At 62.5% G+C, this 12,145-nt stretch carries 16 protein-coding genes and 1 pseudogene; 4 read left to right on the forward strand and 13 right to left on the reverse strand.

Features of this window, described 5'->3' with window-relative positions; translation table 11 throughout:
- Positions 1-12: 12 nt before the first annotated feature.
- The 6 genes and pseudogenes from ACHAC9_RS04855 to ACHAC9_RS04880 all read right to left on the reverse strand — a co-directional run.
- Positions 13-272 (reverse strand): annotated as a pseudogene (locus tag ACHAC9_RS04855) (rhodanese-like domain-containing protein); the annotation flags it as partial.
- A 301-nt stretch (positions 273-573) separates the two neighbouring features.
- A complete protein-coding gene (locus ACHAC9_RS04860; protein ID WP_435757692.1) occupies positions 574-747 on the reverse strand; it encodes a hypothetical protein in 174 nt (57 codons plus the stop codon).
- Positions 744-1,166: a hypothetical protein gene (locus ACHAC9_RS04865; protein WP_435757694.1), complete on the reverse strand. Its 423-nt coding sequence runs from the start codon at positions 1,164-1,166 to the stop codon at positions 744-746. Before ACHAC9_RS04865 ends, ACHAC9_RS04860 begins: the two co-directional genes overlap by 4 nt.
- Positions 1,167-1,178: 12 nt before the next feature.
- Positions 1,179-1,667 carry an Hcp family type VI secretion system effector gene (locus tag ACHAC9_RS04870; protein ID WP_435757696.1) on the reverse strand — a complete coding sequence of 163 codons (489 nt, stop codon included), beginning with the start codon at positions 1,665-1,667 and terminating at the stop codon, positions 1,179-1,181.
- Between the two features lie 121 nt (positions 1,668-1,788).
- Positions 1,789-1,962 (reverse strand): hypothetical protein, encoded by a 174-nt coding sequence (locus tag ACHAC9_RS04875; protein ID WP_435757698.1) that lies wholly within the window; start codon positions 1,960-1,962, stop codon positions 1,789-1,791.
- Positions 1,963-1,977: 15 nt separating this feature from the next.
- On the reverse strand, positions 1,978-2,106 hold the full coding sequence (locus ACHAC9_RS04880) for a hypothetical protein (RefSeq protein ID WP_435757699.1): 129 nt from the start codon (positions 2,104-2,106) through the stop codon (positions 1,978-1,980).
- A 72-nt stretch (positions 2,107-2,178) separates the two neighbouring features.
- Here ACHAC9_RS04880 and ACHAC9_RS04885 point away from each other — a divergent pair, with 72 nt between their 5' ends.
- Entirely contained in the window at positions 2,179-3,228 is a 1,050-nt protein-coding gene (locus tag ACHAC9_RS04885) for an alpha/beta fold hydrolase (protein WP_435757701.1), read from the forward strand.
- Here ACHAC9_RS04885 and ACHAC9_RS04890 read toward each other — a convergent pair whose 3' ends face one another.
- From ACHAC9_RS04890 to ACHAC9_RS04900, 3 genes are all read right to left on the reverse strand, one after another.
- Positions 3,229-4,443, reverse strand: coding sequence for a cyanophycinase (locus ACHAC9_RS04890; RefSeq protein WP_435757702.1), 1,215 nt, complete (start codon positions 4,441-4,443; stop codon positions 3,229-3,231).
- Between the two features lie 70 nt (positions 4,444-4,513).
- The gene (locus ACHAC9_RS04895; protein WP_435757704.1) at positions 4,514-4,951 is read right to left on the reverse strand and encodes a GNAT family N-acetyltransferase; all 438 of its coding nucleotides are present in this window, start codon (positions 4,949-4,951) and stop codon (positions 4,514-4,516) included.
- A 66-nt stretch (positions 4,952-5,017) separates the two neighbouring features.
- The gene (locus ACHAC9_RS04900; RefSeq protein WP_435757706.1) at positions 5,018-5,611 is read right to left on the reverse strand and encodes a hypothetical protein; all 594 of its coding nucleotides are present in this window, start codon (positions 5,609-5,611) and stop codon (positions 5,018-5,020) included.
- A gap of 129 nt (positions 5,612-5,740) precedes the next feature.
- Between ACHAC9_RS04900 and argH the strand changes: the two genes are divergently transcribed.
- Positions 5,741-7,138, forward strand: coding sequence for an argininosuccinate lyase (gene argH / locus ACHAC9_RS04905; RefSeq protein ID WP_435757708.1), 1,398 nt, complete (start codon positions 5,741-5,743; stop codon positions 7,136-7,138).
- Between the two features lie 61 nt (positions 7,139-7,199).
- Here the strand turns inward: argH and ACHAC9_RS04910 are convergent, their stop codons facing one another.
- The gene (locus ACHAC9_RS04910) at positions 7,200-8,165 is read right to left on the reverse strand and encodes a TerC family protein (RefSeq protein WP_435757710.1); all 966 of its coding nucleotides are present in this window, start codon (positions 8,163-8,165) and stop codon (positions 7,200-7,202) included.
- A gap of 16 nt (positions 8,166-8,181) precedes the next feature.
- The gene (gene hpf / locus ACHAC9_RS04915; RefSeq protein ID WP_435757712.1) at positions 8,182-8,586 is read right to left on the reverse strand and encodes a ribosome hibernation-promoting factor, HPF/YfiA family; all 405 of its coding nucleotides are present in this window, start codon (positions 8,584-8,586) and stop codon (positions 8,182-8,184) included.
- Positions 8,587-8,694: 108 nt separating this feature from the next.
- Between hpf and nhaR the strand changes: the two genes are divergently transcribed.
- Positions 8,695-9,594 (forward strand): transcriptional activator NhaR, encoded by a 900-nt coding sequence (gene nhaR, locus ACHAC9_RS04920; RefSeq protein ID WP_435757714.1) that lies wholly within the window; start codon positions 8,695-8,697, stop codon positions 9,592-9,594.
- A 107-nt stretch (positions 9,595-9,701) separates the two neighbouring features.
- Positions 9,702-9,929: a hypothetical protein gene (locus ACHAC9_RS04925; RefSeq protein ID WP_435757716.1), complete on the forward strand. Its 228-nt coding sequence runs from the start codon at positions 9,702-9,704 to the stop codon at positions 9,927-9,929.
- 3 nt (positions 9,930-9,932) lie between these two features.
- Here the strand turns inward: ACHAC9_RS04925 and senA are convergent, their stop codons facing one another.
- Positions 9,933-11,144, reverse strand: a complete 1,212-nt coding sequence (gene senA, locus ACHAC9_RS04930) for a selenoneine synthase SenA (protein WP_435757718.1) — start codon at positions 11,142-11,144, stop codon at positions 9,933-9,935.
- Positions 11,145-11,490: 346 nt separating this feature from the next.
- Positions 11,491-12,027, reverse strand: coding sequence for a cupin domain-containing protein (locus ACHAC9_RS04935; RefSeq protein ID WP_435757720.1), 537 nt, complete (start codon positions 12,025-12,027; stop codon positions 11,491-11,493).
- Between the last annotated feature and the right edge of the window lie 118 nt (positions 12,028-12,145).

The following is a 12,145-nucleotide window of genomic DNA, read 5'->3' on the forward strand; positions in this document are numbered from 1 at the left end:
GCGTAGCAGCATTCAGTCCGCCGCAGCGTCGGCACCGTCGCCACGTGTAAAACCTTCGTCGATCCAGCCGGCGATGCCGCCTACCATCCGCTTGACCGGCCGTCCCAGCTTCGCCAGCCGATATGCGCCGCGCTGGGCGCCGTTGCAATGCGGCTCGGCGCAGTAGCCGACGAACAGGGTGTCGTCCGGATAATCGCACAGCTTGACCTCGACGATTTCCGATGCGGCATGTTGAGCGCGCCGGGCACATGGCATGCCGCGTACAGTTGGGGGACTTCGGGTATCGATTGGTGGAGCGCGATGACCGCCACCGGCCCAAGAGTGGTGTTATCAATCCGGAAAGATGGGGAATCGGAATACGTCATGCGGACTGTCGAGAAGCCGATCCCACAGTTCGTGATCGAAGATGGGGAAGTTATCCCTGTCCGCTCACCGCCGAACAACGGGCGACGTTCAAGGAACAGGATGTCGATGGCTCCGACTTGGCTAGGGGTATGGCTTGGCTATCCAGGAAGATCGGACCGAAGAAAGCAGCGTGACAACAAGGGGTGCTGACGAAGCGCCCCTTGTCATTTAGCGATGACGGCTCCATAGCCCTAACACCAGCGACGTAACGACCGCTGAGCCGATGAATGCAGCGGCCAGGATGTTAAACGCCTTTTCAACATACATGGTTGGTGGAAGTGCCAGATATACTAGCGCGGCCACCAGGAAGGCAACACCAAGCGAAATGAACGTGCGTTTCATGCGAAAGGCTCCACTGAGGGGCAATTGAAATACATCCCGGCCTTACTACCGCCAGCCTGAACAACTTCCTCCACAAATGACGTACAGTTGTTCGGCAAAACCAGCCACCGCCACTGCTTCGCCAGCAGTTCTTCCAGCTTTCGGTGCGCCCCGGCGGGGTTGGGAATCTGGATACGCCAGCGGCGAATTTCGTGCTTGCCGTTCTCTCTCAAGTACCGCTGGAAGCCATCCTCCCGCATGAACTTTGGCACATCGTACTTCCCGGCGATATGGAAGTACCAGCCGCCACCAGTGTGAAGCAACGCATGACCGCAGAAATTGATACCGTCGCCCGATACAACGACGGCACATGCATGCTTGAAGTCGAACGGTTTGAGAGGGCATTGAAGCATCACATCGCCAACATAGGGTTCAGACATATTCGCCTCCGGTTAGCACGCCTTGTTGGCGCTACAATCCCAGCCGCCAGACGTATTGCCCTGCGCTCCGCCCCTGATGCTTTGTCGTATGTAGTTCCATTTAATTTTTGCATACGCCAAATGGACCTGTTCGCTGATGATTCCGCCATTGCCGCTGTCGGGGGTGATGTTTGCAATCATCAAGTTCTCTAGCTCGATCTTGAAGTAGGGGATCGGCTTGCCATCGCCGTCAGCCCTCATAAATTCAAACACGGCTTTTGGAATTGTTCTACCTGCTGCACAGGTCTGTAGCAACACTGGTGAAGCTATGTCGGCCAGCTTCTTGAAGGTGATGGGGTAAAGCTCAGCCCTACCGCTGGTGTGCCCGCCAGCCGTCGATAGAACCTCGGCTCTTGGCTGGTGGATCGCGTACAGGACGTTGCTTACCTCGATCCAATTGCGGTGTTTATCGTCTTCCGACTCCCCCGCAATACCCTCGATTTTCAGATATGCGTCAAGCATTGTTTCCTCCGTTGTAGGTTGAGCAAGTAGGCGATTCTTGCTCGGCTCAACCATGGGGACGTTGGGAGGCGTCAGGAACCAAGAGAAAACAGATCAACGGTGATGTTCCATACTGAAAATCTTAAAAATTTTGGACATGGTCCCTGCTAACGAAGGCAGAAGAGATCATGGAAAAGTCGCCCGGGCACGGCAGGTCGCCGGTCTTCGCATCCACCACCTCCACCCGGTTCTGGCCGCGGTTGGTGTTGTCCAGGCTGCGCCTGGTGTCGCCCGGCCAAGGCAGCGCCTCGATCAAGACCTGTTCCAGGGCCTAGCTGGCGGATAAGGCATTGCCGCTATGGCTGTAGTCGACGCGCATGGTGGCCGGCTGCGCCGCCTGGGCGAGGCCAGCGGCGAGCAAAGAGAGGACGGGGCACAGGCCAGCGAACGCTGCCGCCATGCATATCCGATGTTTGTTGACGCCGACCGGGCGTCAACGCATGATTACTTATCGACAAGAATTGGAGAGCGGATGAAAACCCTGCTGAGCTTGCTTGCCGGCGCCTTGTGGGTGCTTCCCTTTACCTGCGCGACTGCCGCACCGGCTGCACCCGCCTGCGCCTCGCCCCAGCAGCGAGTGAGTGAAGACGGTTTTGTCCGTATCAACGGCATCGAGCAATGGATCAGCATGCGCGGCGACAGGTGTGACAATCCGGTCATCCTGATCGCGCATGGCGGACCCGGCAATCCGCAGAGCATCTACGAGAACGGCCCTGATGCGGCGTGGAAAAAGGAGTTCACGGTCATCCACTGGGACCAACGCGGCGCCGGCATGACGTATGGCCGCAACAAACCAGGCGAAGACGAGAAGCTCAGCGTCGAAGGCTTGCGCGACGACGGCTTGGCGGTGGCCCGCCATGTCGCCACGCGCATGGGCAAGAACAAACTGATCCTGATGGGCGCTTCCTGGGGTTCGGTGCTGGCCGTGCACATGGCGAAAGCCGATCCCGCGCTGTTCTGCGCCTACCTCGGCACGGCGCAGATGGTGGCGCAACGTGAAAACATCGACGGCCATGCCAGGCTCATTGCACTGGCGCGCGCGGCGAACGATACGGAAACGGTCGCGAAACTCGAGACGCTTGGTCCGCCGCCATGGACCAATCCGCGCTCCTTCGGCATCGAACGCCGCGCCATGCGCAAATTTGAAGCGATGAGCACGGACCCGATGCCGAAAGCCTGGGCCGAGCCGGGCGCCTTGTACGCAACAGCGCAGGCGCAGGCCGACTACGAGGCGGGCGAAGACTATTCGTTCCTGCAGTTCGTCGGCATGAAGAACGATGGCATGTTCAAGACGATCGACCTGTACCAGCTTGGCCTCGAGTTCAAGCTGCCGGTCTATCTGGTGCAAGGAACCGAAGACCTGCTGACCACGCAGCAGGTGACGCAGCGCTATTACGATGCGATCCAGGCGCCGCTAAAAAAGCTGGTGCTGGTCCCGCGCGCCGGCCACGATCCAAACCTGCCGATGGTCGAAGCCCAGACCAGGCTGCTGCGCGAGGAGATCCGGCCGCGCTGCCTGTAATTACTTGTACTGGTACAGCGGCCTCTTGACCACGATCGGCCGGATATCGAGCCGCACGTTGTAGACCGAATAGGCGTCGGTCGTGGCCGACATGTAGCCGACGCTGTCCCCGGTACGCGAGAATTTGAATTCGAAGCCGAGCTCCGGCTGCACCCCGTGCGCGCTGTCGAGGGTCAGGCCGATGGCGTCGAGCTGGTCGCTGTCGATGAGTTTGCCCATCAGGTCGACCACCGTGCTGTTGCCGAGGATGTCGGCGGAGAACAAGGGCCCGCGATAATAGGGCTGCGCCGGGTCGAGGCGGCCGTCGGCCTTGTCGGGCGCCGGCGTGAAACGCTGGGTGGCGATATTGAAGCAATCGCCATTGTCGAGATAACTCAGGCGCACGTTGCTGACATTGAAGTCGCCTGTGCGCGCATTCGCGCCAGACAAGTCAACCACCAGCGCACCCTTGTAGCCGAGCACCTCGACGTCGCGGTTCGGCCCCACCACCATCGCCGTATCCTCGTCGATGCCCAGCCCCAGCTTGTAGCCCTTTTGCAGCATCGCCGGCAGCATGCGCGCGAAGCGCCCCCGCACCAGCAGATGCTGGTCGATGAAGACGTCGTCGCCGATGAAGCCCAGTCCCTGCGTGATTTCCTGGCCGTCCGTCAGGCCCAGCTTCAAGGTGGCGAGCACGGGTTTCGGGTCGCCGAACATGGTGCTGCTCATGATGGCCGCGCCGGCGCTGCTGCCGGCGATCACGCCGCCGCGCCGGTACAGTTCCCACAGCGCATCGAGCACGCGCGTGTTGCTGCCATCAAGCCGGCGCAGGGCGCGCGTGATGCGGGCTTGGTCGCCGCCGGCAAAGTACGCTCCGCCTGCGGATCGTACGGCCGTGGCCAACTCGGCATTGTCGGCTGCGGCCTGGTAGTCGGTGCCGGTCAAGCGCTCGGCGACCGGCACAAAAAAGGCATGCGCGCCGTATTTGTTCAGGCGCTCGACCAGGGCGGCGCCGGCTTTTTCGGGATTGGCGGAAGCGGAGGCGAAGACGGCGATGCGGGCGCCCTTCCCGCCTGCGAGCCCAACGATGCGCTCCCAGACGGCGGCGTTGTCAGGGCGTAGCGCGCCGCCGATGATGACGAGCGAACCTTGCGTGGCCGGCAGCTCGGCGGCATCGGCCGGCGCGGCGGTGACTAAAGAAACAGCAAGCGCAACAGAACTAGCGGTCGGCCACATACGGCGCTCCTTTTCGAACACAACAAATCATCAGCCTGTGTCGAGACAGAAGTCGCCGTGTTGCGCCACCTCAGGAGAGATAAATGTTCGGGAAGTAACGCTCCATCAGTGTCTCAGGATTGCGCGGCGTGGTGAAACCGAAGCGTTCATACAAACCCTGGGCGTCATTCGTCGCGAGTGTGAAACGGCGCAGATGCTGCAGGCTGGGGTGGCGCAGCACGGCGGCCACCAGTTGCTTGCCGTAGCCGTGACCGCGGAACTGCGGCATCACGAACACGTCGACCAGGTTGGCGAAGGTGGCGAAGTCCGTGATCACGCGTCCAAAGGCGACCTGGCGACCGTCGAGGTAGCCGCCGAAGCACAGTGAATTTTCGATGGCGCGCTCGACGGTCGGCCGCGAGATTCCCACCGCCCAGCTCGACTGCTCGCTGAGGAAGCGGTAGATCGTCGGGATGTCGAGGCGCGACTGATCGGTGCTGACCTCGAAACTGGAATCGTTGGTAGTCATCTGCCTGGCCGATCTGGCAAAAAAACCAATTCTAGCGCCCTTTGCACAAACGACAAGTTCGATTCGTTAAAGCTTGGAAGCAGGTTCCTGCCGGCCATGCAGATAGCGTTCCGGCAGCGCCAAGCCGGCGTCTTCGGCACGCCAGACGAGGTTGGCAATCCACCAGCGCTTGCCGTCGTGCGCCAGCTGGATGCTGTTAATGCCGCGCATGAATGGCTTCGGATCGTTCGGCGAGCGCAATAGTTCATACGAGCTGAACACGTGCACCAGCTGGCCGAAAGAATCGGTCGTGCGCGTGATTTCGCGCTCGTAGAAACCACCGGTATTAAAGGCGCTCATGTTGCGGCTGATGTAGTCTTCGACCGTCATCGCGCGCAGGCCAAACGCCCCGTCGCGCCCCGGGCTGATGACCATCAGCCTGGCGTCGGGCGCGAACAGCGCGCGCATCCGGTTCCAGTTGCGCGGCGCGCCGGCCGGGCCGGAGATGACGTCGTACAGGGCGGCGACGATGCTGTCGACCGAGGCGCCGTCGGCTTCCTTCGTCACCGTGGGCTGGGCGGGCGCGGTCTGCACCGGCTGCGGCGGCTGGGCAGCCATCGCTGCGCCCGCGGCAGCGGCCATCGCGGCGGCAAGGCCAAGCCTGAGCCATCGTTTCATCATGCTCTCCTTCGGTCTGCGAATGTTAACAGTTGCATAATCGACTATTTTAACTGGCTTGTCATCCGCCGCCAGCGCCGACGGTGCTCCCGGAGGCCGGTTTATAATCGAAGAAATCAACTGGAACCCACCATGACCGAACAATTCTCCAAAAAAGCCGAAGCCTGGTCGGCGCGCTTCTCCGAACCGGTGTCGGACCTCGTCAAACGCTATACGGCGTCGGTGTTCTTCGACAAGCGCCTGGCGATGTTCGACATCCAGGGCTCGCTCGCGCACGCCGAAATGCTGGCCGCGCAAGGCATCATCAGCGAGGCTGACCGCGCCGAGATCGAGCGCGGCATGACGGTCATTCGCGGCGAGATCGAGGGCGGCAGCTTCGAGTGGCTGCTCGACCTCGAAGACGTGCACCTGAATATCGAAAAACGCCTGACCGAGCTGGTCGGCGATGCCGGCAAACGCCTGCACACGGGCCGCTCGCGCAACGACCAGGTCGCGACCGACATCCGCCTGTATGTGCGCGCCGCGATCGACGACGTGGTGGTGCTCTTGAACCAACTGCGCGGCGCGCTGACAGACCTGGCCGAGCGCCACTTCGACACCATCATGCCGGGCTTCACCCATTTGCAGGTGGCCCAACCGATCACCTTCGGCCACCACATGCTGGCCTACGTGGAAATGTTCGGGCGTGATGGCGAACGCATGATGGACGCACGGCGCCGCGTGAACCGCCTGCCGCTGGGCGCCGCGGCGCTGGCCGGCACCACCTTCCCGATCGACCGCCTGCGCGTGGCGAAGAACCTCGGCTTCGAGGACGTCTGCCACAACTCGCTCGACGCCGTCTCCGACCGCGATTTCGCGATCGAGTTCACCGCCGCCGCCGCTCTCATCATGATGCACGTCTCGCGCATGTCCGAAGAACTGGTCATGTGGATGAGCCCGCGCGTCGGCTTCATCGACATCGCCGACCGCTTCTGCACCGGCTCGTCGATCATGCCGCAAAAGAAAAACCCGGACGTGCCGGAACTGGCGCGCGGCAAGACCGGCCGCGTGTATGGCCACCTGACCTCGCTGCTGACCCTGATGAAGGGCCAGCCGCTTGCCTACAACAAGGACAACCAGGAAGACAAGGAGCCGCTGTTCGACACCGTCGACACCGTGCTCGACACGCTGCGCATCTTCACCGACATGGCCGGCGGCATCACGGTGAAACCCGAGAACATGCGCGCCGCGGCGCTGCAGGGCTATGCGACGGCGACCGACCTGGCCGACTACCTTGTGAAAAAGGGCCTGCCGTTCCGCGATGCCCACGAAGCCGTGGCGCATGCGGTGCGTGCCTGCGACAGCGCGCAGTGCGATTTGTCGGAGATGTCGCTCGAGACGCTGCGCACCTTCTCGCCGCTGATCGAGGATGACGTATTTGCGGTACTGACGCTGGAAGGTTCGGTGGCGGCGCGTGACCACGTCGGTGGTACGGCGCCGAACCAGGTGCGCAAGGCGATCGAACGGGTGCGTGGGCAGCTGAAGGAATAAGCTGCCCACTCCCGGGGGGTTGTAGTGAGCCGACAGGCCCGGCGTACCGGGCCTGTGGTGATTACTTGGCGCTATCCTTCTGCGTGATGAACAGGCTGGCGATACAGCTGCCTGCGATCAGGACGGCCACCACGGTCAGCGACGCCTGGACTGGCACGTGGTACCACGGCATGATCAGCATCTTCGTGCCGATAAAAGTCAGCACCATCGCCAGGCCATACTTGAGCAAGTGGAAGCGGTCCGCCACATCCACCAGCAGGAAGTACAGCGCGCGCAGTCCCAGGATGGCGAACATGTTCGACGTAAACACGATGAACGGATCCGTCGTGATCGCGAAAATGGCCGGGATCGAATCGACCGCGAACACCAGGTCGGTCACCTCGATCAGGATCAGCACCAGGAACAGCGGCGTCACATAACGCGCTCCGCCTTTGGTGACGAAAAACCGCTCGCCGTGATCGCCTTCCGCCACTTTCAAATGCCTGCGCGCGAAACGCAGCACCGGATTATTCGCCACGTCAGGTTTCTGGTCGACGGCCACCAGCATGCGCAGGCCCGTGTAGAGCAGGAACGCACCGAACAGGTACAGTACCCAGCTGAATTCGCTCACGACCCATGCGCCGGCGCTGATCATGATGGCCCGCATCACGATGGCACCCAGTACACCGTAAATCAGTACCCGGCGCTGGTATTGCTGGGGGACCTGGAATGCGGTGAAAATCAGCAGGAAGACAAAGACGTTGTCAACCGACAGGGCTTTCTCGATCAGGTAGCCCGAAAAGAACTCGAGTGCCTTCTGGTCGGCAATCTCCGCACCAACTGTCCCGTTCAGGTACCACCACAAGCCGCCGTTGAACAGCAGCGCCATGCTGACCCACACCAGCGACCAGATACCGGCTTCCTTGACGCTGACTTTATGGGCTTTATTGCCGCCGAAGACGAACAAGTCGAGTGCCAGCATAATCAGGACAAAGCCCACGAACCCGGCCCACATCGGGCCGCTTGCAATGCTTTCCAATCCGTTCATGATGTGCTCCTTTCAGTCATCGCACACGCGGCGGGATGTCGTCGGCACGCTCCTGCACCTCGCCGAAGGCGGCACTGCCCATGTTGTCCAGCTGGGCCGGTATGCGCTCACGGGCGAAATCGCGGGTGCGCTCCACCTGCCTCACGACGGCGCGATCGGCGCGGTCGGCGGCGCGGTCGATGGCCGCGTACAGATCGGCTTCGGTGTCTTCGATGATGACTTCGCGACCGCCGCCAAGCTGCACCTGGATCTTGCAGCGCTTGTCCACGCCGCCGCGCGGACCATTGATGTCGGACAGCGACACCGCCAGCTTGTGCATGTGCTCGCGGGCCCAGCCCAGTGCGCTTGCCAGGCGCTGCTCGGTGTAGGCACGCAATGCTTCCGTCATCTCGAAACCGTTTGCTTGAATCGTCATACGCATGATTGTTCTCCTGTAAGTGGGAGACTCGACTATAGGCATGCTGGTCACATCGCACAAATCGAATATAATTTCATCAGACATCGAGTTTTTCGATGCATCAGGAGCGCCATGTCGACACTCAACTACAAGCACCTGCGCTATTTCTGGATGGTCGGCAAGACAGGCAGCATCGCCAAGGCCGCCGCGCAGCTGCACCTGACGCCGCATTCCATTTCCGGGCAATTGTCCGAATTCGCCCACACCCTCGACGTGGAACTGTTTCGCCGTGTCGGGCGCAACCTGGAGATGACCGACGCCGGGCGGCGCATCATGGGCTACGCCGAAGACATCTTCAGTACCGGCGACGAATTGCTCGAGCTCGTGCGCGATAAACGCCTGACGACGACGATGTCGTTCCGGGTCGGCTGCGCCGATTCCGTCTCCAAACTCATCGCTTGCCGCTTGGTGGAGCCGGCCTTGACGATGCAGGAGCCGGTGAGATTGATTTGCCGGGAAGGCAGGCTCGACAGCCTGGTGGCGGACCTGGCGGTGCACCGCCTGGACCTGGTGATTGCCGACCGGCCCATTCCGGGGCATTTCAGTGTCCGGGCCTACAATCACCTGCTTGGCGAAAGCCCGATGACGGCGTTTGCGAGCGTGGCGCTGGCTGCGGAACTGGGCCCGCAGTTTCCCGCCTGCCTGCACGAGGCGCCGATGCTGTTGCCGGGCGAGGATTTTGCGATCCGCCACCGCCTCCTGCAGTGGCTGGAACAGCACGCGGTGCATCCGCGCGTGGTGGGCGAGTTCGACGACAGCGCCATGATGACAGCGTTCGGGCAGTCGGGTGCCGGCGTCTTCTTCGCACCCACGGCCATCGCGTCGCAAGTGTGCAATCAGTATGGCGTCATTGCACTGGGCCGAATCGACGTGGTGGTCGAACAGGTCTATGCCATCACCACCGAGCGACGCCTGAGCCATCCCGCCACCGTTGCGATCAGCACCAACGCGCGCGACACCCTGTTCGCGTAGACGGGCTGTTCAGCGCGGTGTGAGCGTCGCACGGTTGGATTGAACACCGGCGCAGCGTTCCAATGTTCGCTACCATTCTCAGCAAGACAATAGCGCAGGAGACCAAGATGCAACGCTACAAAAACCTGAGCGGCGAATCGGGCGTGCTGGCCTACGAGATCGGCGACCGTTCGATCACGGTGCGCTTTAGCGGGGGCGAGCGCTATCTGTACACCGACCAGAGTGCCGGCGCAGACAATATCGCCGAGATGCAGCGGCTGGCGACCTTGGGCAGTGGTTTGTCGACCTTTATCAGCCAGGTGGTCAAGGACCGGTACGAGCGCAAGCTTGATTAAAATTCACAGCGCGCAGGTACGAAAGCCCGCGAAGATGTCGTCGCGTTCAGGCGCGTAAAAATTGCGGAAACGGGGCGAGCGCAGGCGCATCGGCGTCGCGAACGAGGCACCGCGCAAGCTCTGGCAGTTGCCGAACGACGGCATTGAATACTCGCGGTAGCGGTCCGGGGCGAAACCGACGTAGGGCAGGAAACGCGATGCCGTCCATTCCCACAGCTGGCCCCAGGCAAAGCCGGGATGGGACGCGCTTGCCGCGAATTCCCACTCCTCTTCCCGCGGCAGGCGCCGTCCGGCCCAGCTGGCATACGCCTCTGCCTCGTACAGGCTCACGTGGCGCACCGGCTCGGCTGGATCGAGCGCTGCCTGGCTCCCGAAGCGTACGCTGTTCCAGCCACCACCTGCCCCGTCCTGCTGCCAGTAGCGCGGCGCCGAGCGCTGTCGTTCCATCAGCCATGCACGTCCGGCTTCGCTCCAGTACTGGTCGCGCTGGTAGCCGCCATCCTCGATGAAGCCGAGATAGGCCGCATTCGACACCAGGCCGGCATCGATCGAGAACGGGGCGACACGGCATGGTGCCGCCTGCCGTTCGTTGTCGAACACGAAGCCGCGCGACTGCGCGCCGCCGAGGAGAACATCACCGCCGGCGAAGGCGATCTCGCCAGGCGTGAGGACTTCCCGCGTTTGCCCAGCGTTGGGCGTGCCAGAGGCGGGCGGCGCCGCGCCAAGCGTCTGCAGGGTGTAGAGCAGGGCTTCGCCATGCATGTCCTCGTGCGCCAGCACCAGGCGATACGGGTAGAGCGCTGCGTCGTCCTCGTGCGTGCGCGCCAGGCGCTCTCGTATGCCGTCCAGCACGTCACGGCAATAGCGCTTGAGTGCCTCCTGCGCGGGCAGCTCGAGCGTCCAGCGCGTGCCGTGGACGACCGTGTTCGAGTCGAACCAGTTGTCGCCCTGCGCCAGCAGCGAAGGCTTGACGGCCTCGCCCCGCCCGCTGCCGGCAGCCTCGCGCAGGACAAACCATTCGGCAAACCAGGCGATATGCCCCAGCTCCCACAGCGGCAGGTTCAGCGTGGCAGTACGCGGCACCCGCGCCGCCTGGTCGTGGCCGCCAGCGGCCAGGGCATCGAACAGGGACAGCGTACGCTGGCGCGCATCCTGCAATGCGCGGTCGAGCGCGTGGGGTCCCATCTGGCGGAACGATGCGTGGTCTTCTATCATGCACCCATTGTACGTTTATCCTTATTCCTCCTGCCCATTCTCCATGCCCCTACCCTGCCCGAGCGCGCCTTCGCCGCCTTCCTGTTCGACATGGACGGCAGCATTTCGAGGCTACGCTGGCGGGCTTGGCGTCGGCAAAGGCGGCAGGGATGGCCAGTATTGTCATGGCGGTGACGCATGGCTATCCGGTGGAGACGGATGTGGTTGGGGTGGTGGATTAAGCGGACTTGCGTGCCGAGCTTTTCGACGCGCATATGCTGCACCGCGTGGGCTCGAGAGCCCACCCTAGCTTACGCCACCATTCCGGCCGACGGTCAATGCCACGGCTTGCTTGGCAACGTCACGATTATTCGTGGCGGTAGACGCGCGGGGTGAGGGTGTGTTCTTCGACCGGAGGCTGGGGTAAGACGATGGCGGCGGCGTCGCGTTTCGGGTACGGGGTGCCGTCCTTGTGCGTGTAGCTGTCGGTGCTGCCGTCGTACATCAGGTCGATGTCCGGATAGGTCGCCTTGTCTTCGGAATTATTCGGGCCGACGGCCAGGAACAGGGCGTTGCCCCAGCTGCGGTTGAGCAGATGGTGGCCGTTCGGCCGCCCCGCCGGAAAGGCCGCATAGTCGCCGGCGCGCATCAGGGTTTCGCCCTCGTCCGTGACCAGGGTCAGTTCGCCCGACACGACCATGACGAACTCGTCTTCATGGGTGTGCCAGTGGCGCTGGGACGAGGCCGCGCCCGGTTTCAGTTCGACCAGGTTGACGCCGAACTGGGTCAGGCCGCCGGCCTGGCCCAGGGCCTGCCGGCTACGGCCGTTGACGGCCTCGGCGAACGGATCCGGATAACCGGTTCCGGTCAGTACGGGGATACTGCTCAGGTCTAGCCGTGACATACGCAATCCTTCCTGGTTGGCGGAGCTCGAGGGTGGGCCGACTCCCCCTGCTTGAGCATGTGAACAAAACTCCAGGGCAAGGCGCGTCGTCGAAGACAGTACGCCAGTACGCCAGTAC

The organism is Massilia sp. CMS3.1, assembly GCF_051262535.1.
Taxonomy (GTDB): Bacteria; Pseudomonadota; Gammaproteobacteria; order Burkholderiales; family Burkholderiaceae_D; genus Telluria.

What these genes read in the sequence shown, in the direction of transcription:
- ACHAC9_RS04860 (WP_435757692.1), bottom strand. Translation starts at nt 747, where the DNA reads ATGAAACGCACGTTCATTTCGCTTGGTGTTGCCTTCCTGGTGGCCGCG.
- ACHAC9_RS04865 (WP_435757694.1), bottom strand. Translation starts at nt 1,166, where the DNA reads ATGTCTGAACCCTATGTTGGCGATGTGATGCTTCAATGCCCTCTCAAA.
- ACHAC9_RS04870 (WP_435757696.1), bottom strand. Translation starts at nt 1,667, where the DNA reads ATGCTTGACGCATATCTGAAAATCGAGGGTATTGCGGGGGAGTCGGAA.
- ACHAC9_RS04880 (WP_435757699.1), bottom strand. Translation starts at nt 2,106, where the DNA reads ATGGCGGCAGCGTTCGCTGGCCTGTGCCCCGTCCTCTCTTTGCTCGCC.
- ACHAC9_RS04885 (WP_435757701.1), top strand. Translation starts at nt 2,179, where the DNA reads ATGAAAACCCTGCTGAGCTTGCTTGCCGGCGCCTTGTGGGTGCTTCCC.
- ACHAC9_RS04890 (WP_435757702.1), bottom strand. Translation starts at nt 4,443, where the DNA reads ATGTGGCCGACCGCTAGTTCTGTTGCGCTTGCTGTTTCTTTAGTCACC.
- ACHAC9_RS04895 (WP_435757704.1), bottom strand. Translation starts at nt 4,951, where the DNA reads ATGACTACCAACGATTCCAGTTTCGAGGTCAGCACCGATCAGTCGCGC.
- ACHAC9_RS04900 (WP_435757706.1), bottom strand. Translation starts at nt 5,611, where the DNA reads ATGATGAAACGATGGCTCAGGCTTGGCCTTGCCGCCGCGATGGCCGCT.
- argH (WP_435757708.1), top strand. Translation starts at nt 5,741, where the DNA reads ATGACCGAACAATTCTCCAAAAAAGCCGAAGCCTGGTCGGCGCGCTTC.
- ACHAC9_RS04910 (WP_435757710.1), bottom strand. Translation starts at nt 8,165, where the DNA reads ATGAACGGATTGGAAAGCATTGCAAGCGGCCCGATGTGGGCCGGGTTC.
- hpf (WP_435757712.1), bottom strand. Translation starts at nt 8,586, where the DNA reads ATGCGTATGACGATTCAAGCAAACGGTTTCGAGATGACGGAAGCATTG.
- nhaR (WP_435757714.1), top strand. Translation starts at nt 8,695, where the DNA reads ATGTCGACACTCAACTACAAGCACCTGCGCTATTTCTGGATGGTCGGC.
- ACHAC9_RS04925 (WP_435757716.1), top strand. Translation starts at nt 9,702, where the DNA reads ATGCAACGCTACAAAAACCTGAGCGGCGAATCGGGCGTGCTGGCCTAC.
- senA (WP_435757718.1), bottom strand. Translation starts at nt 11,144, where the DNA reads ATGATAGAAGACCACGCATCGTTCCGCCAGATGGGACCCCACGCGCTC.
- ACHAC9_RS04935 (WP_435757720.1), bottom strand. Translation starts at nt 12,027, where the DNA reads ATGTCACGGCTAGACCTGAGCAGTATCCCCGTACTGACCGGAACCGGT.